This window comes from Planococcus sp. APC 3906, assembly GCF_030407685.1.
GTDB classification, from domain to species: domain Bacteria; phylum Bacillota; class Bacilli; order Bacillales_A; family Planococcaceae; genus Planococcus; species Planococcus koreensis.
The window spans coordinates 35,604-58,005 of the sequence record NZ_JASDCW010000014.1 but is presented as its reverse complement, the minus strand read 5'-3'; the positions used below and the strand labels follow the sequence as shown (position 1 = coordinate 58,005).

Sequence of the window (22,402 nt, the reverse complement as noted above, 5' to 3'; positions counted from 1 at the left end):
TGCCGCCGTTCCCTTTTTATGTTGTTACCGTTCCCGAGGCAGCCGCTTGATCGCCTTTAAGCTGAAGGGCTTCTTTGTGCTCGAGTTCTTTGATTTCTTCGTCGCTGAGGTATTCTATTTTGATGCCCAGGAAAGCCATAATGATCGATATGATCGGCACCGTGTAGTTTAAAATGGCGTAAGGTGCATACGCGAACGGGTGCACCGCTAATGTCGCAAGTATGAAGACACCGCACGTGTTCCAAGGAACCAGCGGAGATGTGATGGTCCCTCCGTCTTCCAAAGCGCGAGACAGATTTTTCGAATGGAGCTTTTTATCCCGGTAAGCTTTTGCGTACATGCGCCCCGGGAGCAAGATTGAGATGTATTGTTCAGAAGCGGTGACGTTTGTGAAGAACGCAGAAACCACTGTGGCAGCAATAAGGCTGCCTGCAGTGCGCGCCACTTTTAAAATTTGGTTGACGATTGATTGAAGCATGCCGACCTGCTCCATGATGCCGCCGAAAACCATGGCAACAATTGTCAGGGAAACGGTGAACATCATCGAATCGATGCCGCCGCGGTTGAAGAGATCATCAACCATTGCATTGCCTGTAGTGATGGCAAATCCATCGTGGAGAGTATTGACAGCGTCGCCTACATTTCCTCCTTGAACGATTACGTGGCAAAGCCATCCCAGAAATACGCCGATTGCCAAAGCCGGCATTGCCGGAACTTTTTTCGCGACCATAACGACAACCGCGAGCGGCACAAGCAGAAGCCACGGTGAAATAGTGAAATTGCTGTCGAGCGTCGACAGGATAGCGTTGATCTCGCCTGAGTCTACAGCGGACCCGCCAAATTTGCGTCCAAGGAAGAAATAAGCGATAAGGGCAATTAATAAACCTGGTATGGTTGTGTAGATCATGTGCTTGATGTGCTCAAACAGGTCAGTGCCCGTAATGCCGGCCGCTAAGTTTGTCGTATCGGAAAGCGGAGACATTTTGTCACCGAAATACGATCCTGAAATAACTGCGCCAGCAACCATTGCGGCTGGAATTCCCATGCTCAAGCCGATTCCCATGCCCGCAACGCCGATTGTGCCCATTGTTGACCATGAACTTCCGATGGCCAAAGTGACGATTGCACAAATCATGCAGATGGTTACTAAAAACAGAGAAGGCGTAATCAGTTTCAAGCCATAGAAAATCATTGTAGCGACTATTCCCCCGCCAATCCAAGAACCGATGATCATGCCGACAAGTATGATGATAAGAATCGCTGGCAGTGCAAGCCGGATGCCTTTATAAGCCCCTTCTTCAATATCGTCCCATTTGTATCCGAGGCGCCAAGCGATAATCGCTGCAGTGGCGGTTCCGATCAATAGCGGGATGTGGGGGCTGCCTCCAAATTTAATGATTGTGACTGCCATTGCAGTAATCATCACCAATAAAGGAATGATTGCCAGAAAGAATGGTGTATGTATCTCTTGATGTTTTTTCATGCTTTCTCTCCTCACTTTTTAATCTATTAGTTATTTTGCCACTATAACAATGTAAGCGCAATCAGAATTTATAAAAACAAAAAAATTTCAAAAATTACTTTTTATAATTATTATGTTATTTTATTAAATATACGATACTTCGTTCAGGCGTGAAGAACCCGCCAAAACTTGAAAAGGAAAAGAGGGTTCTGGATGGGCAAAAAAATATTGGTGATCGGCGCTGGAATCGGCGGCCTCACAGCAGCATCCCTGCTTGCAAAGAATGGCGATACAGTCACCCTGCTGGAAGCATCTTCAGAACTCGGCGGCTGTGCCGGCAAATTCAAGCGCCATAAATTCCTGTTTCCCGCTGGCGCAACGCTCGGAATGGGACTGGAAGCAGGCGGCATCCACGAACGGATCTTTCGTTTCCTGGAGGCGCCGCTGGCGATCGAACCGCTCGAACATGTCATGGAAATGGTTCATCCTGAAGCGACTTACGAGTTCCTAAAGGACAGAAAGCTCCATGTTGACGGCATTGCGTCGCATTTCCCGGAATACGACAAACAGATTCGTTCTTTCTATCGGGAAATCCAACAAACTGCTGCGGTTGTCCGGACTTTGATGGGTCCACTCCCTTCCTTGCCTCCTTCGACACCTAAAGAATGGGCCTATCTCGCTGCCGCTGTCCGGCCGGTACATGTCAAACTGCTGCCCTTTCTGAACCAGACACTCGGGCAGCGCTTAGCGCACCATGGCCTGGCACAGCTCCAGCCTTTCCGCCATATGCTGGACGGCTTGTTGATCGACAGCATGCAGACCGGCAGCGAGGATGTTTCTTATCTTCTCGCCGCAACAGCGCTTGATATTTACCACGAAGGCGCTTTTTATGTACCGGGCGGGCTTTACCGGTTCGCTGAAATCATGGCGGACAGCCTGGCCGCAAATAACGGTGTCCTGAAGAAAAGGCGGACAGTCCTTAAACTCGAAAAAAGTGAAAGCGGCTGGCACGCAATCGATCACCGCGGCAATGGCTATGAAGCGGATGCCGTAATTGTCAATGCACCGATCCAGTTGTTGCCGCAGATGCTGCCGCCAGAACTCATGAAGCAATTGAAGAAGCCGCTCGCTGAAGGCATTCAAAGCGAAACCTGGACGACGCTGACGCTTTACATTGCCGTTGATGAATCGAAACTGGCGGCACCCCTGCCCTTGTTCCGGCAGATTTCCACAGGCGGCGGCATGGCAGAAGGGCAGCATTTCTTCATGTCTTCTTCGCATGCGGAAGATCGGCTGCGGGCTCCTGAAGGATTTCGCACGGTGACTGTTTCTACGCATTCAGAAGCACGCCATTGGGACAACAAGGAAAAATACAAATCCACCCGCAGAACTTTGACCGCGAAGATGCTGGGTGCAATCGAAGAGCAGATTCCGGGTTTCCAGAACGCCATCGTCCATCTTGAAAAAGGGGCGCCGAAGGCTTGGGAACGTTTTACCGGCAGGCCGAACGGCTATGTCGGCGGTTTTCCGCAAACGCTCGATTCCGCTTTATTCAACTCCATTTCACACCGTTCGGGAATCTCCGGCCTTTACCTTTGCGGAGATCATATTTTCCCTGGCGGCGGCACGATCGGCGCAGCAGCAAGCGGCATCCACGCCGCACGTTCGATTGCTGGAAAACGGCTGGTTTAATGTTTCTGCTAATGAAAATCTATAAATTCGATTAGACAAAATAGAAAGGGGACGGCTATTTTGCGAAATTATATATTGGATTTTCACGATATTACTGACAAGGACTTGCCGCTTGTCGGCGGCAAAGGATTGAACCTCGGTGTACTGGCTAAGATTCCCGAAGTGGCGGTGCCTCCAGGTTTTTGCGTTACAGCGGCGGCATTCAAAAAAATCATCACCGAAAACCCGGAAATCCGTAAAGCGATCGAAGGCCTCTCGGCGTGCCTTGCCGATGATTTTGCCGGCATCAGCAGCGCAGCCGGGAAAGTGCGTGGATTGATCGAAGCGGCCGAAATTCCGGAGGACATCCAAAAAGAAATCGTGCGCCGCCTTGCAGAATACGGCGAGCACGGTGAATACGCTGTGCGTTCAAGCGCAACCGCCGAAGATTTGCCTTCCGCCTCGTTTGCCGGCCAACAAGACACCTATCTGAATATCAAAGGATCCCAAGAGATTCTGCACGCGGTCCGCCGCTGCTGGGCCTCTCTTTTCACGGAGCGCGCTGCTATTTACCGAAGCCAAAACGGCTTTGCGCATGGCAGCGTTTTTCTTGCGGTCATCGTCCAGCGGATGATTTTCCCGCAAGTGTCCGGCATCTTATTCACAGCGGATCCGGTTTCATCAAATCGGAAAATGCTGTCGATCGATGCCAGCTACGGACTTGGCGAAGCTTTGGTATCTGGCGTTGTGTCTGCGGATAATTACAAAGTCCAAAACGGCGGAATCGTTCAAAAAACGGTGTCTACAAAAAAAGTCGCAGTCTATCCGATTCCAGGCGGCGGCACGCAAGAACAGGCAGTCGAAGACGGCAAACAGCAGCTCCAAGCTTTGCCGAACAATGAGATTTTGAAGCTGGCAAAGCTCGGGAAGCTCATCGAAGCCCATTTCCATACACCCCAGGATATCGAATGGTGCATTGATAAAGGAGAGCTATTCGTTCTTCAAAGCCGCCCGATCACCACCCTTTTTCCGCTTCCGCCCAAAAAGGACGGCGCGCTCCGCCTCTATATGTCCATTGGCCACCGGCAAATGATGACAGCACCCATCAATCCCCTGGGCATGTCATTTTTCAGATTCATGCCGGACATCCCGATGGATGCAATCGGCGGCCGCTTGTATTTCGATATTTCCCACGATTTGGCTTCCTGGAGCGGAAGGAAGATGCTCGTCAATGCGATGCGCAAAAGTGATATCAAGATGCATCATGCCCTTGCCGATTTCACCAAAAGAAAAGAACAGCTGCCACGCGGCAAAAGAGCGTTTAAAATTGGGTCCGGTGCGCTCTCCTGGAAATTCGTTTTTGAATTATTCAACGTCTACTTCCAGAATGACCGGGCTATCGCAAAAAAAGTTATTGCCAAAAACGAGGCTTCCATTCGGCAGGCTGCTGAACAAATCGGGTTGTTCTCCGGCGATGAACTGATTGCTTTCCTATTGCGGGACCAGGAGAATTTGAAGAAAAATGTCTACGATCCACAAGGTTTGGCCATCATCATGGTCGGAATTTACGCACTGATGTGGATCAACGCGAACATGGAGAAATGGCTCGGCGAAAAAAATGCGGGCGATACCTTGTCCCAATCCGTTCCGGATAACGTCACCTCTGAAATGGGCTTGGATTTGCTGGATGTGGCAGACGCTGCCCGCAACTCACCCGCCGTCATCCGCTTTTTAGAGAATCCGGATAAAGAAGACTTTTTCGGCGCGCTCCAAAAGCTCGAAGGCGGCAAAGTGTTCAGTGCGGCATACTGGGAATTCCTTGATAAATACGGCATGCGCTGCGCCGGCGAAATCGATATCACTCAGACACGATGGATGGAGCAGCCCGCTATTCTCGCGCCGGCCATCATCAGCAATATCCAAAATTTCCGGCCGAATGAAAAAGCGGCGCGGCTGCAGGAGGGCAAGTTCAAAGCGGAGATGAAAGAACAAGAGCTCGTCAGCGGGCTACAACAGAAGCGCGGTGGCAGAAGAAAAATCAAGAAATTGAAAAACCGCATCCGGATCTTAGACAATTACCTCGGTTTCCGGGAATATCCGAAATTCGCTTTTATCAAACGCTACGGCATTTACAAAGAGGCGTTGATGGAAGAAGCCCGTTTGCTGCAGGAACGTGGGGCTATACATGAACGGGAGGATATCTATTATTTATTCTTCAATGAATTGCAGGAGCTTGTCCATACCGGCCACGTGGATTACCGGCTTATTGAAGACCGGAAAGCTGCTTACCGGCAGTACAGCAAAATGGTGCCGCCCCGCTTGATCACTTCTGAAGGTGAGGTGTTGACAGGAGAATACGATACCGGAAATATGCCTGCAGGTGCGTTGCCGGGCATCGCCGTTTCAAGCGGCATTGTAGAAGGGCGCGCGCGTGTGATCATGCGGATGGAAGACGCTTTTTTGGCAGAAGGTGATATTCTCGTCACTGCGTTTACCGATCCGAGCTGGACGCCGCTGTTCGTTTCCGCCAAAGGGCTCGTGACCGAAGTGGGAGGGCTCATGACCCACGGTGCGGTCATCGCACGGGAATACGGCCTCCCTGCGGTGGTAGCCGTCGAAAATGCCAGCCGTCTGATCAAAGATGGCCAGCGCATCCGCGTCAATGGTTCGGAAGGCTATGTCGAAATCCTTTCTTAAACTTAGGCCCATCAAAAAGAGCCGATCCTGGATGCATTAAAGTCCAGAACCGGCTCTTCTTTTCTGCTTTTTAAATGGCCCAATTGCTGTCCGCCTCAAAAATCGGCGGCTCTTTTTCTTCGTAAGGCACAACGCTTACCTTCAATTCAGCATTCCCTTTCACTGCATTTGAAAACGGGCATCGCTCAAATGCACTATCCGCCAATGACTGTACTTGCGATATAGCCAATCCTTTAACCGATACATCCAATGCCATCGCAAACTCAGAACCCCCGCCTGTTGCATTCGGAATCATTGATACTTTACAGCTTATGCGGGTCCTGCCCGCTAGCCCCGCTTCTTCCATGATGTCTGCCATAGTGAAACTGAAGCTGCTGCTGCAGCTCAGCGCCAGAAACTTGGCCGGGCTGAAACCTTCACCTTTGCCGCCCATTTCCCGCGGCAAGGACACAAGCGTCGAAAATGCTCCGTCTTCCATGTAGCTTTCCCCGCCTGGACCGTCAATTGTGATGGCCGCCGCTGTGGTATGAATAGCTTCGGAACGATTGTCCATTACTGCCATCCCCTTTCTGAATCTTCCTTTAGCGACAGTATACGCCCATTTCTTCAAGCATTCCATCAGCAATTACCCGGAGAATTTTAACTGGTGTTCCGCTGGAGGGAGTTGTAGAATTAGGCAATGCATCGTTTTCCCACGAGCTCTAAACCCACCGAACCCTCTAAAGGAGCCTGATAACCATGAACAAGCAACAGCTCACGGCACGCATCCAAGCCGCCAATAAAACCACCCAAGCGGATTTGGTCATCCGCAACGCCCGGATTGTCAATGTCTTTACAAGAGAGCTGTCTTCCGGCGACGTCGCCATTGTAAACGGCACCATCGTCGGAATCGGAGACTATGAAGGAATTGAAGAAATCGATGCCGCCGGACGCTTCTTGTCCCCTGGTCTCATTGATGCCCATGTCCACATTGAATCGTCGATGGTCACGCCGCATCAATTTTCCCAAGTCGTCTTGCCTCATGGCGTGACGACCGTCATCACTGACCCGCATGAAATCGCCAACGTCCGCGGTTCAGCTGGCATCGATTTTATGCTCGATGATTCGGCAGACACGATGCTCGATGTCATGTTCATGCTTCCTTCATGCGTACCGGCGACGCCTTTTGAAAATAGCGGTGCCGCATTAAGTGCTGAAGACTTGCGCCCATTCGTTTCAAACAGCCGCGTCCTGGGGCTTGCGGAAGTCATGGATTTCCCCGCGGTCCTCAGCGCTGATAACGCCATGCTCGATAAATTGCTGCTCAGCAGCCAAATCGATGGCCATGCCGCCGGGCTTTCTGTAAATGATATCAACGTCTACCGCAGTGCCGGCATTCTGACCGACCATGAATGCACGACAAAAGAAGAAGCGTTGGCGCGCATCGAACGCGGCATGTATGTCATGCTGCGCGAGGGCTCGGTTGCTAAAGATTTGAACGCCTTGCTCGAGGCGGTAACTGAACAAAATGCTTCCCGCTGCTTGTTCTGCACTGATGATAAGCACCTCGATGATTTGATTGAAGAAGGCAGCATCGACTTCAACGTCCGCGCTGCCATCGCCTATGGACTCGATCCGATTACGGCTATTTCGATGGGCAGCTTTAATGCCGCGCAATGCTACGGCCTTTCTTCCAAAGGGGCGATTGCGCCGGGCTACGACGCTGATTTCATTTTACTCGACAGCTTGGAGGATTTTACGATTTCCGAGGTTTATAAAGGCGGCAAGCTTGCTGCCAAAAACGGCCGCTATGTCGGGGCTTCTTCTGAACGGGCAATCGCTGGCAGCGTTCAAGATACGGTCCATATGGCCGCATTGACGGCCGATAAGCTGCGCATCCCGCTCCAAACAGGTGCAAAAGCGCATATTATCGGCATCCATCCGAATAGCCTTCTTACATCGCATCTTATAGAAGAAGTTCCGCAAAGCGCTGGCTTTTTTACAGCTGATCCACAGCAGGACCTCTTGAAGATTGCGGTTATTGAACGCCATAAAGCAAGCGGCAACGTCGGGCTTGGAATCGCAAAAGGGCTCGGCTTGCAGCGCGGGGCCATTGCCACGACTGTTGCCCATGATTCGCATAACATCATTACAGCCGGCACGAATGACGCCGATATGATGCTTGCGGCAGAAACCTTGCAAGGGATGGGCGGCGGTTTGGCCGTAGTAGAGAACGGCCAAATCCTCTCCTCGCTGCCGTTATCCATTGCCGGCCTGATGTCCGAAGCACCGTTTGAAGATGTCTACTCACAGCTGAAAGAACTGGATAAGAGCTTGCTGGCAATCGGGGCTCCGACTCATTTCAACGCATTTCTGACCTTGTCGTTCCTGTCGCTGCCGGTCATCCCGGATTTGAAGCTTACCGACCTCGGGCTTTTCGATGTCAAAGCTTTCAAGCATATCCCGGTATCCCAACAAGGCTAGTAAGCTTTCTTCCTTGGTGGCAGAACCTTTTTATACTAGAATAGATGATGGATACAGATAGAATCTCAGAAACGAAAGGTTGTTACGCATGAAACCCTTTAACAGCATTACGGACTTGATCGGCGATACGCCGGTTGTGAAATTGAATAGACTGGTCCCAGCAGGCGCTGCGGATGTTTACGTAAAGCTTGAAATGTTCAACCCGACGAAAAGCGTCAAAGACCGCGCTGCGTTCAATATGATTAAAATGGCGGAAGAACAAGGCATCCTGAAGCCTGGCGCGACAATCATCGAGCCGACAAGCGGCAATACCGGCATCGGCCTGGCCATGGTCGCAGCAGCAAAAGGCTATCGTGCGATTCTTGTGCTGCCGGACAACGCCACCAAAGAACGCATCAATTTGCTGAAAGCTTTTGGGGCCGAAGTGGAATTGACTCCTGCCGATGACAAAATGCCGGGTGCGATCGGCAAAGCGCTTGCGTTGAAAGAAGAAATTCCGAACAGTTTTATTCCACAGCAATTTGAGAACGCGGCGAACCCGGATGCCCACCGCAATACGACGGCCACTGAAATCTTGGAGCAGATGGACGGCAAGCTTGACGCTTTCGTCGCCTCAGCGGGAACAGGCGGCACCATCACCGGGACAGGCGAAACCTTGAAAGACCATTTGCCGGACCTGCACATCGTTGTAGTAGAACCGAAAGGATCTCCAGTGTTGTCTGGCGGGAAACCCGGCAAGCATAAATTGGTGGGCACGAGCCCTGGCTTTGTACCGGATATCCTCAACACCAAGATTTACGATGAAATCATGCAAATCAATGATGACGATGCCATCGATATGTTCAAGAGAATGGCGCGTGAGGAAGGCATCTTCGTCGGCCCTTCCGCAGGAGCCACCGTTTTTGCGGCAATTGAAACCGCGAAGCGCCTCGGCGCCGGCAAAAAAGTGCTGTGCATTGCACCCGATACCGGCGAACGTTATTTAAGCATGAATCTTTTTGACTGATTGAAATACCCCTGGTTGCCGCGGCAACCAGGGGTATTTTCATGGAGTTATTCAGTTGATTTCATAGTCGAGCGCATCGCCTTTTTGCAGCTTGCGGATGTTCGATACCGACAATTTGCTGATCCGGGCAACCGCTTCGTATGTTGCCCCACCGATATGGGGAGTTGCGACGACGTTTTCAAGTTGCGGCAAGCCATTCGCCGGTGGTTCCTGTTCAAACACATCCAAAGCGGCTCCAGCAATTCCGCCTTTTTCAAGCGCCTCCGCCAGGGCTTTCTCGTCTACCAATTGGCCACGTGAAATATTGACCAAAAATGCGGTCGGCTTCATTTGGCTGAGCGTTGCTGCATTGACCAGGTGTTTGTTTTTCGCCGTCAGCGATGTCGCGACCACGATGAAATCCGCTTCGCTGAACAAAATATCCTTGTCGACAAAATGTGCATTTAATTGCTCGGCCAGCACATAATCTTTATGATTCCCATAGACGAGCGTCTTCATGCTGAATCCTGTCGCGCGCTTCGCGAGTTCTTTGCCGATGGCACCGAATCCGATGATGCCGAGTGTCTTGCCGGACACTTCAAAACCCATCTCCGTTTGCCAGACCCCGTTTTTCACTTCGCTGTCTTTTTTCGGAATGCGGCGCGCCGCTGACAGCATCAAACCGAACGCATGGTCCGCCACTGCCGGCGCATTCACTCCCGGTGCGCTCGTGACGCGAATGCCTTTTTGCTTAGCGTAATCGACGTCGATATTGTCGATCCCTGCCCCGAACTTGATGATGCCCTTCAAATTTGGCGCAGCATCGATCACTTCTTTATCGAGTTTAACGATATTCACCAAAATAATCTCCGCATCTTTCACTTCCGCTTTCAATTGGTCTTTCCCGATGCCATTATCCGTATGCAGCACTTTCACTTCACCGATTGTTTCAAGCTCGGGTATCAGGTTTTTGTCCGCTTCGTAAAATGCCTCTTTCAGCAACAACACAATATTCATCGAATCCCTCCAGCAATTGGTTTTCTTCAATCTTACCTTTCAGCTTCCCTTAATGGCGCAGTTTTTGCAAATTTACACATAAAAAAGAGGTGATCGCTATCACCTCTTTCCGTTAATTCTTATACTGCTCCCGAATTTGGCGCTTGAGAATTTTGCCTGACGCGTTTTTCGGCAGGTCTTCTACAATGGCCAGCGCTTTGAGGCGCTGATATTTCGCTGCTACACGTGTGTTGGCCCAGTCCATCAACTCGGCACTGCTGATTTTTTGGTTCGGCTTCAAGATCACCTGGGCTACAGGAATCTCGCCCCATTTCTCATCAGGGATGCCGACGACTGCCACTTGGGAGACCGCAGGATGGGAACTGACCACTTCTTCGATATCTTTCGGAAATACATTGACGCCGCCGGAAATGATCATGTCTTTTTTCCGGTCGACCAGGTAGATATAGCCTTCCGCATCCGTAAAGCCAATGTCGCCTGTTTTTATCCATTTGCCATCTACAAGCGCTTCTTCCGTCAATTCCGGCTTGTTCAAATACCCCGCCATCATCGTCGGGCCGCGCCCAAGAATCTCACCCGTTTTGCCCAGCGGAACTTCCTGGAGCGCTTCGTCGACTATCTTGAATTCATTGAAAATCATCGGCGGCCCGACTGAACCCGGCTTCTCCAGTACATAATCAGGGCGCAGCGTCGTCAGGAATCCTTCTGTCAGCCCATACAATTCAAACAGCCTGCCAGGCAATTCGGAAGCCAGCTGCTGTTTGCGGTTCTGCGGCAGCGGTGCCCCCAGCGCCAGCAATACTTGCAGCGACGACAAACGTGCCGGATCATAGCCAGGATGGTCAAGCACAGTGATGATCTGTGTCGGCACCATCATTGTATGCGTAACCCCTTCTCTTTCAATCAAACCGATAATTTCATCTTTATCGAATTTGCTTTCAAGGATGTAGGTCGCACCCGCACAGATCGCCGGGTACATGAATGCCACCGAACCGTTGAACACCAGGCTTCCCGTTGCCAGCACCGTGCTGTTGAAATTCACGCCGTATTCCATGCCCCACAAAAACGCATACATGATGCGGGTTTTATGGGTATGGATAATGCCCTTTGGCAGACCTGTGGTGCCTGATGAATACATGATGTTCACTTCATCGTTTTCGGAAATGGAAACATCCGGTTCGTGGTCCGGCTGGCCCTCGACCAATTCACTGTAGCGGAGGAATTCGCCCCGTTCTTCAGTGGCCGACACCAAGTACCGTATAAAACCGAGCTGTTCTTTGATGCTGGCAATTTCATCCTCGTAAGATGCATGGAACACCGCCATTTTTGGCTGGCAATCTTCCAATTGATAGATATTGTCCGTACCTCGGACCATTGGATTGAGCGGTACAATGACAGCGCCGATTTTGGCAGCCGCCCAGAAAAGCTCCAGCATCTCGAGGCTATTTGGCAATAACATCGCGACACGATCGCCTTTTTCGATGCCTTTGCCAATCAAGGCATTTGCCAAACGATTGACGCGCCCATTAAATACTTTATACGTCAGCCGTTCGCTGCCGTGGATGATGGCTAATTTCTCTGGGTAATGGCGCGCATTGCGCTTCAGCATCATTCCGACATTCAAGAAGTCCATATTCATCTCCATATTGCGCTTCCCCCCCCGCTTATTTCAAATTCAATCCGGTAGTGAGTCCGCCGTCCACTTCAAGCAAAGTGCCGGTTACATAGCTTGAGGCAGAGGAAGAGAAAAACAGCACCGCTTGGGCAATTTCTTCCGGTTCCCCTACGCGCTTCATCGGGATTTTCTTGAGGAACTTCTCTTTCCCCTTTTCATCCATCGATTGGAACAGCGGGGTATCGATCGAGCCTGGCGCAATGCTGTTGACCGTTATTTCCGGAGCGAGTTCCAATGCCGCAGTGTTCGTCAGCGACACCAAACCGGCTTTTGAAGCGGAATAATTCGCCTGCCCGAAATTTCCTTTATGCGATACCGAAGAAATGTTGACGATTTTGCCATAGCCGCTTTCTTTCATCAAAGGCGCTATTTTCTTAATAGTGAGGAATGCCCCTTTTAAATTGACATCCAGCACGCCGTCCCATTCTTCCTCCGACATATTCACCAATTTCTTGTCGCGGAAGATTCCTGCATTATTGACCAGGATATCAATGCGCCCGAATTTTTCCATCGCCGCATCGACGGCGCTGTTTATATCTTCGCTATTTGCGACATTGCCTTTCGTGAAAAGGCTTTCATTTTCGAGTGAATGTGTGATTTCTTTTGCATCTTCATTCAAATCAAACACGACGACCGATGCGCCCGCCTGATCGAGTTGTTTGGAAATCGCAGCTCCAATGCCACTGCCTCCGCCGGTTACAAATGCAATCTTTCCTGTTAAATTCATGAGAATTCCTCCATCCTTTTCAAGAGACCCGAGTCTCTGAAAATCCAAAAAAATGATCGCCTTTTGGCAATCTGCGTATATTCCTGTAAAATGAAACCAGCTTGAAAGACCAGAGTCTTTAAAAATCATATCGCCTCAACCTTTAATTGTCAAACTATTCTAAACCTAAGGAGGCCATCCACTTGGCATCACGGCAACAGCAAGCACAGCTGACCCGCAAGAAGATTCTCGACGCCGCCCTGGAATTGTTCAATGAGAACGGCTTTGATGAGGTGCGCGTCAGCGACATCACGGAAAAATCCAACACTTCCAAAGGCGCATTCTACACGCATTTCAATTCCAAATACGAAATTTTCTTGGAGAAATTCAAGGAAATCGATGAATTTTACCTGGCTTTTGAGCAAGAGCATGCGGCAAGCACAAGCCCCATTCTTTTCCTTGAACGGCTGCACATTGCCCAAGCGCGTTATTTGCGCGATGAACTAGGGAAAGACACGGTGCGTACCATCTACATGAACCTGCTGCGGCCCAGCGAACAGAATTTTGTATCGGACCCAGGCCGCCCTTATTTCCAAATTGTCAAAAGACAAATTGGAAAAGGCCAGCAAGCAGCCACATTCCGCACAGATTTGTCGGCCGACGCACTTTCCTCCCAATGGGCAAAAGCGATCCGCGGCAATGTCTATGATTGGTGCGCCCATGACAATTTTGATATCGAAGAAGAACTGAAGTTGCTGATGGAGATTCTGTTGTCGGGGATTAAAGCGTAAAAAACCGCCTTCAAAGAAGACGGTTTTTTGAATTCAGTTCGACCCTATGGCCTTTTTATTATTATTGCCAAGCGACCAGACAACAATCGGGATGAGCAGAAGCGCCAGGAAGCCACCGCCAAGCGATAGCACCGCGTAGCTATATCCGGCAACAACCATCCCCGACAACATGCCGCCTGCCGCACCAGACAGAGCGACGAGCACATCAATCGTTCCTTGTGTTTTAGCCCTGGCTTCTGGCAGCGTCGAATCGACGATAAGCGCCGTTCCGCTGATTAAGCCAAAATTCCAGCCCAAACCAAGCAAAGCAAGTGCCAGAATCAGCATGGGAAGCGAGCCGCCTGGTGCAATTGCCGCCACAATTCCAGCGGAAAGCAACGTTGCGCCCGCTGCGATGACCATGGCCGTTCTCCCGATTTTATCGACCAATACCCCGGTCAACAATGACGGCAGGTACATTGCAGTGATATGGATGCTGATGACCATGCCCACTGCGCTGAGGTCATGTCCGTAATGACCCATGTGGACAGGCGTCATTGTCATGATCGCCACCATGACAATCATCGTGACAACCATCACCGAAGCTCCCAGAAATACACCGCGGCTATGGATTGCCGGCGTGCTTGCTGCAGGTTTATTCGCCGCTTTGTCGTCCTGCACTTTTTTATCCGCAACTGCCTGTGCCACCAGCAAAGGATCTGGACGCAGGAAAAGGAACAGCACAATGGCCGCAGTAAGATAAACGGCTGCCGATAAGATGAACGGCCCAGCAAGCGCCGGAATGCTGATGGACTCGGCGAATCGGCCCATGACACCGACCAGGTTCGGCCCGGCGAACGCGCCGAATGTCGTTGATACCATAACGATGCTGATGGCCTTTCCTCGCTGTTCCGAGCTTGCAAGATCCGTACCGGCGTATCGGGCAAGCAAATTAGTTGCCGTCCCTACCCCATAAACCAATAGCGAAATCAGCAGCATCACTATATTGTCCGCAAGGGCTGATACGATGACACCGACCGCTCCCATGCTCCCCACGAAAAAACCGGTAGCAAGACCTGGACGCCGGCCGTATTTCTGCGACAGCTTGCCGACCAGATACGCTCCGCCTGCTGAACCTAAAGTGAACAGAGCGGTCGGGATGCCGGCAAAGCTCTCGTCCCCGAACATATCTTGCGCCAATAATGCACCGACCGTTACACCTGCGGCTAGCCCTGCACCGCCAAGCATCTGCGAAAAGACCACAATCCACAATGTTTTCCGATACAGCTGCTGCAGCATTTCCGGCGATTCAGCGTATTGCCTCATCAACGCGGAGTTACCTTGGCCACCATCAAGGCTTTTATTTTTTTGTGACATAAAGCTTCCTTCTTTCTATATCCCTGTTTTGTTTTAGTATGCGCTTGAAAAAAGGTTTCAACAATACCTTAATTTAAATAGAGGGATAGCTCAGGATGAAGCGAATTTATATAGTATCAGTTTGGCGGGTGAGGGAACTGTTCTCGCTTGCTGCTTCCACCGCTGCCGCCACGGCGCACAAAAGCTGCACGATATCCATATCCAACTATCTAGAAGGAGTGAAGAACATGGATGAAAAAGATTTCACACCGTTCAAATCGTCTCCATTGCTTCCGATTTTCGAAAAGTTTTCAACAGCGCGCGATGTATCGCTCGTCTATGGCGATCCGATTGAGATGCAGGGCCGGACTATTATTCCTGTAGCCAAAGTCAAATACAGTGTTGGTGCAGGTGCCGGCAGCGGCTATGAACGCGAAGGCGCAGATGCCGATTCTTCCGATTTTGGCGAAGTGGAAGGCGGACAAGGTGAAGGGGCTGGCGGTTCTTTCCAAGTGAAGCCGGTGGGCATTTACAACATGACAGCTGAGAAAACCGTCTACCGGCCGATTGTCCCGGTGGAACTGATTATCCTTATGCCGCTCATGATGGCGGGCCTCGCTTTCTTGATGGCCGCAAGCCAGGACAAGCCAGGCCGCATGGATCACAAAAAAAGAGGCCGTATGCACATGGGCTCCCGCTGCAAAACCAAAGGCCAGGGCATGAAGATGAAAGGCCAAGGCATGAAGATGAAAGGCATGGGGCATAGCGATTAAGTTTCATAGGCCATTTTGAAAACGGCAAGAGCCCTACGGAATCAATTGATTCCGTAGGGCTCTTTATTTCGTTGAATGTCAGTTCGGCACCTATTCAATCTGTATTTGCTTGCCTTTCTCCTGTTTCTCTTGTTCTGTCGCTTTCGGAACTTGAAGCTGCAGCATCCCGTCTTTGAATGAGCCGGAAATCTTGCTGTCATCGATTTCCCCCACATAGAAGCTTCGTTTAAAAGAACCATACGAACGTTCTTTGCGGATAAAATGGCCGTCTTCTTCTTTTGTCTCCTTATTTTCCTCGTGAGTCCCTTCCACTTGCAGGTAGCCATCCTTGTATTCGACTTTGACGTCTTCTTTAGAAAATCCCGGCACGTCCATCTTCATTTCGTAATGATCTTCAACTTCTTTGATATCCACTTTCGGATAATGGGATTCCTTGAAAAACCGGTCGAACAAATCGGTTTCGAATCCGCTTTCAAATAGGCTCGGGAAAAAATCATCACGTTTGCTTGGCAAAAATTTTCGCATTGCTGCATCTCCTCTTTTCGTTTTTTTGAATAGCGCTCGGCATCCCTCGGCCTTTGACGCCTCTCAAATCCTCTTTTCCATAGGTTCGGCATCCGCCTCCCTGCATGCATTTTTCCGCTTTCACTCAAACTAAATAAAGTTATTAGAATATTTAGTTTTCTATAAAAATTATAATCCTAATCAAATTAATGTCAACCGTTTTTCATTTTTCTTCGCTTACTTTATTGGATAAGCGCTGAAAATAATAAATGGCGAAGCTACGTAATATTCATTAAATCGGGTATATAAAATTATCGCATAGCGTAACTTAATAAGGAGGAATCAGATGTTCATACCCAGCGTGCTCGTAATCATCGGCTTTATCATTGTCCATATCTTCACAGACGCTATCAAGTTCTTGGATGAACGCCCCACTAACCGGCTGGTTTCATTGGTTTCAGGCGGCTCAATCGCATATGTCCTCCTGCACCTCGTTCCGGAACTGACCCATTACCGGGAAGTTGTTGAAGAGGCGACGCTGCCCGGCTGGCTTGAACAAATCGATTACGTCACTTACGTAGCCGCATTGCTGGGAATTGCTGTTTTTTACGGCATCAATCAATTGAGCGAAAAATCGGAGAGGGAGAACACAGAAGAAAAGAACCTCACCCGGCCGGATAAATCCATATTCGCTTTGGAAATCGGCGCATTCTCTCTTTACAACGGCTTAATCGGCTATCTTCTCGCTGAATTAAGCGGGGATAATATTGCCGCATATGTTATTTACTTTATCGTCTTTTCCTTCCATTTCATCGCCAATAACCGAATTCTCCACTTGACCCACGAAGACCTCTATACGAAAATCGGGCGCTGGGTTTTGGCTTTTTCCGTTTTGGCAGGCTGGATCCTGTACGAGACAACCCATGCAAGTGATTTGACCATTGCCTTCCTGTCCTCTTTCCTGACAGGCGGTATCGTGTTGAACATCCTGAATGATGAGCTGCCGGATGAAAAGAAAAGCAGCTACCCTGCATTTCTCATCGGAATGGTGTTTATCGCCGTTTTGCTGCAGGTACTCATAAAATAAGGCAACATAAAAAAGGGCTTTCAGGCCCTTTTTATGTTGCCTTATTATTTTTCCAATGCCCCGGTCATTTTTTCCAGCATATTTTCCACCGGTGAAATTCGCCCATTGCTGTCTTTGAAAAGGATATGCTTGCGCTCAAGTTTCGTAGGAGAATCGACGCCCGCAGCAGCAGCGATATTGTATAACCCTGCGCGCAGCGATGTCAGGTAATTCGTCGTCCGGAAAAGCTTTTCTTCAACGACAAGCCCTTCCTGCAACTCCGGGTCCGTTGTCGCCACTCCGGCCGGGCACGTATTCGTATGGCAGACCTCCGCCATGATGCAGCCAACGCTGATCATAAAGCCGCGGGCAATCTGAACAAGGTCAGCCCCCATAGCCAGTGCAATCGCTATTTTATCCGGTGTGATCAATTTGCCTGAAGCAATCAGCTTTACCTGGTCCCGGACGCCATATTCACGAAGCACTTCATCCACAATCGGCAACGCGGTCATGATCGGCAGCCCGACTGAATCCGCCAGTTCCTGGTATGTCGCTCCGGTACCGCCTTCTCCGCCGTCAATGGAGATGAAGTCCGGTCCGCTTTGGCTTCCGCGCTCTTTCATCATTTGCGCCATTTCCTGCAATCCTTCAATATCGCCGACCACGATTTTTATGCCCACCGGCTTGCCGCCTGCTTCGCGCAGCTCGTCGACAAAGTCGAACAGTTTCGGAAACGTATCGTATTTTACAAAACGGTTCGGGCTATTGACGGTTTTCCCTGGCTCGATCAAACGGATCCGCGCAATCTCTTCAGTGACTTTCTTGCCTTCCAAATGCCCACCGCGTGTTTTAGCGCCTTGCGCAAGTTTCACTTCAAAAGCTTTGACTTGGTCAAGCGCGGCCTTCTCTTTGAATGCCTCCATCGAAAACTCACCATCTGGTGTCCGGACGCCGAACAGGCCGGGACCAATTTGCATGATGATGTCCGCTCCGCCTTTCAAATGGTAGTCGGACAAGCCGCCTTCGCCTGTATTCATCCAGGTTCCCCCAGCTAATGCCAAGCCGCTGGATAGCGCAGTGATTGCATGGTCTCCAAGCGCACCATAGCTCATGCCCGCTTGCCCGATCAGCCCTCGAAGACGGAACGGTTCGCGCACTCTGTTTTCACCCAGGACGACCGCATCGTCTTCGCGCAAATAATACGGGTCAATCTGCACGCCTTCGCGATGCTCTTTGCGCGACATCAAGCCTTCTTTGTCGATAACGTATTTAAAGGTGTCGATTTTTTCCGTATTGTCGACACGCAGTTCCGTGTCCAGGCGCGGGAACAGGCTATTTCGTATGTAATAGCCTTCTTCTTCAAAATTCCGGTTGGAACCGAAGCCGATCAAGCGCTGATTGTATTTTGCTGACCGCATGACATCTTCGAATTGAAGCCGCGAAAACGGCTTTCCTTCATTATCATCCGAAAACAGGTATTGCCGCAGTTCCGGCCCAACCGCTTCCGTCATATAGCGCACACGTCCGAGCAGCGGAAAGTTCCGCAAAATGGCATGCTGTTTTTGATTGTCATCCTTTTGGTAAAGGTAAGCCACATAAGCCAGCGGCGCCAAAATCATCGATCCCGTTAATGCCGTCGGCAAGTGTTTCGATATTTTCCCCATCAATAACCCACCTTTTTCAATTTGTCTTCTTTCATTGCAGGGCTTTCAGTGCTTCAGAGATTGCTGTTGTCCCCGGCCCAATTTCAAATGACCGGTTTGCTGCCGCCTCGCTGCCGAGCGACTCTACGAGAACCGCTGCCACATCTTCAAAAGGAATCTCGCCTTCTGCATCACCTATTGAGGAGGCTGCCATGATCGTGCCAGTTGCTGGCTTGCTGGCAGACTTGGCTGGACGGATCACTGTGTAGACCAGCCCAGAATGTATAATCATTTCCTCCGGCTCATCTTTTGCGCCGGTTTCTTTTGATTCTTCCGATTCGTCGGGGCGCACCGGACTTAAATAGATAAAGCGTTCTACGCCCTGCTGCTGTGCTTCTTCGACTGCGCGAATTGCCGCTTTGTGGTCGACCAGCATATTCTTGTTCTCACCGGCAATTGGATTGTCGCCGGCGATGTAGATAACTGCACTGCAGCCGGCCAATGCCCCGCTGAAGTCTTTTTCCGCCGCCACAATGACTTTGGATGCGCCCAGCATTTGGAGCTCCTCCGCCCGGATTTCCGTTTCCGCCATCGCCACCGCGTCGTGTCCACCTGCGGCCAGCTGTTTCAGCACGTGCCCGCCGATATCGCCGCCGCTGCCAAAAACAAACACTTTCATGCGATCCCTCCTCTTATCTAATCTTTTATCCTATTCCCCTTCTCGATGGCGAATAAAACAAACGCTCCTATAGCTCTGCCCGCCAGTACCCGGTGTAATGCCGCTCCAGCCATTCGCCCAATTCGAATAATGCCTCTTCATTACCATTTTTGCTGATCAGCTGCACAGCGACAGGCATGCCGTTGCCATCAATGCCGACCGGCACCGTCAAGGCAGGCAAGCCCCAGACATTTGCATAAGCCACATATGGCAAGTATTGCTGGAACGTTTTCTTCAAGGAAAAGATTTCATTATAAACGGCGCCGTGCTTGGCTGCGCCTGTATGATAAACCGGCAGCACCAGAATATGGCCGTGTAAATACCCTTCCAGAATATGGTCGCCATGTTCGATGAACTTTGTAATTTTCTTTATGCGGTTCGCTGATGGTTTGAACAGCGATGCACCGATGAGCGCCCATGACAGATAGCGATGGATATCGGCTTTTCCTGTCATCCGTTCTTTCACGTATTCCTGTAAGGGCTGGGAAGATTGAGTACCAAACGCTTCCCGTTTCGGGCCCTCCGCTCCACCGATGGACATGATTTCCTGCCACAGTCCGGCAGAATCTTCAAAATACGGCGGCACTTCCCGCTCGGTATCAAACTCCCGCGACAAATCGGCGTAAATCGAGTCGAGCAGATGCGCGGTCTCCAGCGATAAAGGGTACCCTGTCTTTGGCAATACGTTGATAGTGAAATCATGCAATTGCTTTTTCGCAGGCGGCGTTTTCGCCACAATGGAATAAAGGAGCCGGGCATCCCGGACCGTTTTCGCTATCGGGCCAATGCCGAGCATACGCTCTTGAAGCCCTTCTTCTACAGCGGGATAACTGCCTTCAGAAGATACTTGGCCTTTTCCTGATTTGAAGCCGATGACACCATTGAAGTGACTTGGAAAACGAATAGAGCCGCCAATGTCGGAACCCAGCCCGACAGCTGCCCCACCCGCCGCTATCAGCGCTGCTTCGCCTCCGCTTGAGCCGCCTGCCGTACGCGAAACGTCATGCGGGTTGTTCGTGCGGCCGTAAAGCTTATTGTCCGTTTCCTGGCAAAAGCAAAGCTCAGGCGTATTCGTTTTCCCCAGGATAATCGCACCTTCCGCCTTTAGTTTGCGCACGGCTTCCGCATCCTTGTACTGAAAGAAACCTTTTCGGCGCAGTAGCCCGCCAGTCGTCTGCATGCCCGCCACATCGAATGCCTCTTTCATGCCGATCGGCACACCGAATAATTTCCCCTGCGCAGTTCCTGCTGCAATTTGCGCATCTGCCTGGTCCGCTTCTTCGAGTGCCTCGGTAAACCGGTCTTCCACAAGGCAGTTGACCGAGGGGTTGATTTTCTTGATATGTGCGATGAAGATTTCCACTGCTCTTCTTGAAGTAATTTCTTTTTGTGATATGAGCCGTGCCAATTGCGTCGCGTCCATGTCCAGTATGCTTTGTGCCGTACGTTCCATCGTTCCCATTATTTCGCCCCCAAAAATTATCTATCTATTCTGATTATATATCAGCTGCTGGAAAACAAACCAATTATTTCTCAGCGTGAAAAAGCCTGCAGCGATATTGCTGCAGGCTTTGCATAAGTTAATAGGCCGACCAGCCGCCATCCGCGACAATCACCGCGCCATTGACAAAGCTCGCTTCATCGGACGCCAGAAACAACGCTACGTTGGCGATTTCTGCTGGTTTTGCGATGCGTGGATTCAAAGCCATCCCAGGCTGGGTCCGTCCCATGCCGAATTCATTGATGGCGGTCATGCTCGCGCCGATATTTGTTTCAACTGCTCCTGGTGCGATTGCATTGCAGCGAATCCCTTCATTGGCGTACATGAACCCCGTGTTTTTCGTAAACCCGATCACAGCGTGTTTACTGGCAGTATAAGCGGCGCCGGCGCGCGCTCCGTAGAGGCCGCCGATCGAAGCGATATTAACAATCGCCCCTTTCTTTTTCTCCCGGAAGATTTTCAAAGCTTCCCGGCTGCCAAGCATGACGCCATTTGCATTGATCGACAAAACGCGGTCCCACTTGGCTTCGTCGATATCACCCGCCGGCTCGAAATTATCCATGACGCCCGCATTATTGACCAAAATGTCCAGTGTGCCATACTCATTGACCGCCAAAGAAATCATCGCTGTGATGTCTGCCGTATCTGCAACGTCCGTTTTTACCGCAATCGCATTGCCGCCGGCCTCCGTGATGCCCGCAACGACATTTTCCGCGCCTGCCAGATTGATATCGGAGACAACGACTTTCGCCCCTTCTTCCGCAAACAATTCCGCTATTGACCGCCCGATTCCGGATGCCGCTCCTGTAACGATAGCCACCTTGCCTTCAATCCTCATCACACATCCCCCATTCGATTTCATCGTTCAGGATCTGCCTTAGACTTCGTAATCGTTTTGAGGCGGCCAAGTGCCGATTAAACTGCGGGTCGTTATGACTTGGCCCGCGTGGTAACTATTGTGGTTGACCATCACCATCAGCAAATCCCCGCGCGTCCTATCGGGACGGCTGAAGCCTGTCTCCGCCAAATCTTTCCCCGCTTCCTGTTCCGCATCCTTCAAGCCTTGCAGAAAACGCTCAACTCCGTATTCCCACGACTTCCGGCTTTCCGGCATCGGGTCAGCTGGCCAGGATTCTTCCGGATGGTCCGGCGCCTTGACGACATCGCCCTTCAAATAGCCAAGCATAAAGTCTTGCCAATAATTCATGTGGTACAGCAGCTCCCAAACCGAGTGAGGGCAATGTTCCGGTTTTTTTCCGGCAGATTGCCAATCCAAACCATCAAATATCAGTGCCGTGTCGACATGGGCGGAACGTCCATGCAAAGCTTTTTGAAACATTGATTCAGTCATCTTACTGCCTCCTTTATTTATCAATCCAAAGCATGTTTATAAGT

At 50.6% G+C, this 22,402-nt stretch carries 19 protein-coding genes; 7 read left to right on the top strand and 12 right to left on the bottom strand.

The genetic code is table 11. The features are described 5' to 3' along the window. Nucleotides 1–16: 16 nt before the first annotated feature. The gene (nhaC, locus tag QMA09_RS09850; protein ID WP_290212984.1) at nucleotides 17–1,483 is read right to left on the bottom strand and encodes a Na+/H+ antiporter NhaC; all 1,467 of its coding nucleotides are present in this window, start codon (nucleotides 1,481–1,483) and stop codon (nucleotides 17–19) included. A gap of 192 nt (nucleotides 1,484–1,675) precedes the next feature. On the opposite strand from nhaC, the gene QMA09_RS09845 reads away from it, so the two are divergent. Both QMA09_RS09845 and ppsA read left to right on the top strand, forming a co-directional pair. Continuing rightward, complete coding sequence (locus tag QMA09_RS09845) at nucleotides 1,676–3,154, top strand: phytoene desaturase family protein (RefSeq protein WP_290212983.1); 1,479 nt, start codon at nucleotides 1,676–1,678, stop codon at nucleotides 3,152–3,154. A gap of 60 nt (nucleotides 3,155–3,214) precedes the next feature. Beyond that, on the top strand, nucleotides 3,215–5,830 hold the full coding sequence (gene ppsA, locus QMA09_RS09840) for a phosphoenolpyruvate synthase (protein WP_290212982.1): 2,616 nt from the start codon (nucleotides 3,215–3,217) through the stop codon (nucleotides 5,828–5,830). Between the two features lie 70 nt (nucleotides 5,831–5,900). On the opposite strand, the gene QMA09_RS09835 is transcribed toward ppsA, so the two are convergent. Further along, nucleotides 5,901–6,383 (bottom strand): OsmC family protein, encoded by a 483-nt coding sequence (locus QMA09_RS09835; RefSeq protein ID WP_290212981.1) that lies wholly within the window; start codon nucleotides 6,381–6,383, stop codon nucleotides 5,901–5,903. 185 nt (nucleotides 6,384–6,568) lie between these two features. On the opposite strand from QMA09_RS09835, the gene ade reads away from it, so the two are divergent. Both ade and cysK read left to right on the top strand, forming a co-directional pair. Further along, nucleotides 6,569–8,293 carry an adenine deaminase gene (gene ade / locus QMA09_RS09830; protein ID WP_290212980.1) on the top strand — a complete coding sequence of 575 codons (1,725 nt, stop codon included), beginning with the start codon at nucleotides 6,569–6,571 and terminating at the stop codon, nucleotides 8,291–8,293. 88 nt (nucleotides 8,294–8,381) lie between these two features. After that, nucleotides 8,382–9,299 carry a cysteine synthase A gene (cysK, locus tag QMA09_RS09825; RefSeq protein WP_290212979.1) on the top strand — a complete coding sequence of 306 codons (918 nt, stop codon included), beginning with the start codon at nucleotides 8,382–8,384 and terminating at the stop codon, nucleotides 9,297–9,299. A 51-nt stretch (nucleotides 9,300–9,350) separates the two neighbouring features. On the opposite strand, the gene QMA09_RS09820 is transcribed toward cysK, so the two are convergent. The 3 genes from QMA09_RS09820 to QMA09_RS09810 form a co-directional block, all read right to left on the bottom strand. Beyond that, nucleotides 9,351–10,295, bottom strand: a complete 945-nt coding sequence (locus tag QMA09_RS09820) for a phosphoglycerate dehydrogenase (RefSeq protein ID WP_290212978.1) — start codon at nucleotides 10,293–10,295, stop codon at nucleotides 9,351–9,353. A 112-nt stretch (nucleotides 10,296–10,407) separates the two neighbouring features. Continuing rightward, a complete protein-coding gene (locus QMA09_RS09815; RefSeq protein ID WP_290212977.1) occupies nucleotides 10,408–11,940 on the bottom strand; it encodes a class I adenylate-forming enzyme family protein in 1,533 nt (510 codons plus the stop codon). A gap of 19 nt (nucleotides 11,941–11,959) precedes the next feature. Further along, nucleotides 11,960–12,697 (bottom strand): SDR family oxidoreductase, encoded by a 738-nt coding sequence (locus QMA09_RS09810; RefSeq protein WP_290212976.1) that lies wholly within the window; start codon nucleotides 12,695–12,697, stop codon nucleotides 11,960–11,962. A gap of 182 nt (nucleotides 12,698–12,879) precedes the next feature. On the opposite strand from QMA09_RS09810, the gene QMA09_RS09805 reads away from it, so the two are divergent. After that, complete coding sequence (locus tag QMA09_RS09805) at nucleotides 12,880–13,467, top strand: TetR/AcrR family transcriptional regulator (protein ID WP_290212975.1); 588 nt, start codon at nucleotides 12,880–12,882, stop codon at nucleotides 13,465–13,467. Nucleotides 13,468–13,500: 33 nt separating this feature from the next. Here QMA09_RS09805 and QMA09_RS09800 read toward each other — a convergent pair whose 3' ends face one another. Further along, a complete protein-coding gene (locus QMA09_RS09800; protein WP_290212974.1) occupies nucleotides 13,501–14,823 on the bottom strand; it encodes an MFS transporter in 1,323 nt (440 codons plus the stop codon). Between the two features lie 227 nt (nucleotides 14,824–15,050). Between QMA09_RS09800 and QMA09_RS09795 the strand changes: the two genes are divergently transcribed. Next, complete coding sequence (locus QMA09_RS09795) at nucleotides 15,051–15,575, top strand: spore germination protein GerW family protein (protein WP_290212973.1); 525 nt, start codon at nucleotides 15,051–15,053, stop codon at nucleotides 15,573–15,575. Between the two features lie 90 nt (nucleotides 15,576–15,665). Here QMA09_RS09795 and QMA09_RS09790 read toward each other — a convergent pair whose 3' ends face one another. Then, nucleotides 15,666–16,100: an Hsp20/alpha crystallin family protein gene (locus QMA09_RS09790; RefSeq protein ID WP_290212972.1), complete on the bottom strand. Its 435-nt coding sequence runs from the start codon at nucleotides 16,098–16,100 to the stop codon at nucleotides 15,666–15,668. Between the two features lie 325 nt (nucleotides 16,101–16,425). Here QMA09_RS09790 and QMA09_RS09785 point away from each other — a divergent pair, with 325 nt between their 5' ends. Next, complete coding sequence (locus QMA09_RS09785) at nucleotides 16,426–17,166, top strand: hypothetical protein (RefSeq protein ID WP_290212971.1); 741 nt, start codon at nucleotides 16,426–16,428, stop codon at nucleotides 17,164–17,166. Between the two features lie 44 nt (nucleotides 17,167–17,210). On the opposite strand, the gene QMA09_RS09780 is transcribed toward QMA09_RS09785, so the two are convergent. From QMA09_RS09780 to QMA09_RS09760, 5 genes are all read right to left on the bottom strand, one after another. Then, nucleotides 17,211–18,809: an FMN-binding glutamate synthase family protein gene (locus tag QMA09_RS09780; protein ID WP_290212970.1), complete on the bottom strand. Its 1,599-nt coding sequence runs from the start codon at nucleotides 18,807–18,809 to the stop codon at nucleotides 17,211–17,213. A gap of 31 nt (nucleotides 18,810–18,840) precedes the next feature. Beyond that, nucleotides 18,841–19,467, bottom strand: coding sequence for an NAD(P)H-binding protein (locus tag QMA09_RS09775; protein ID WP_290212969.1), 627 nt, complete (start codon nucleotides 19,465–19,467; stop codon nucleotides 18,841–18,843). Between the two features lie 67 nt (nucleotides 19,468–19,534). After that, nucleotides 19,535–20,968 (bottom strand): amidase, encoded by a 1,434-nt coding sequence (locus QMA09_RS09770; protein ID WP_290212968.1) that lies wholly within the window; start codon nucleotides 20,966–20,968, stop codon nucleotides 19,535–19,537. Nucleotides 20,969–21,086: 118 nt separating this feature from the next. Further along, a complete protein-coding gene (locus QMA09_RS09765; RefSeq protein ID WP_290212967.1) occupies nucleotides 21,087–21,845 on the bottom strand; it encodes an SDR family oxidoreductase in 759 nt (252 codons plus the stop codon). A 39-nt stretch (nucleotides 21,846–21,884) separates the two neighbouring features. Beyond that, nucleotides 21,885–22,358 carry a DinB family protein gene (locus tag QMA09_RS09760; RefSeq protein WP_290212966.1) on the bottom strand — a complete coding sequence of 158 codons (474 nt, stop codon included), beginning with the start codon at nucleotides 22,356–22,358 and terminating at the stop codon, nucleotides 21,885–21,887. Nucleotides 22,359–22,402: the final 44 nt, after the last annotated feature.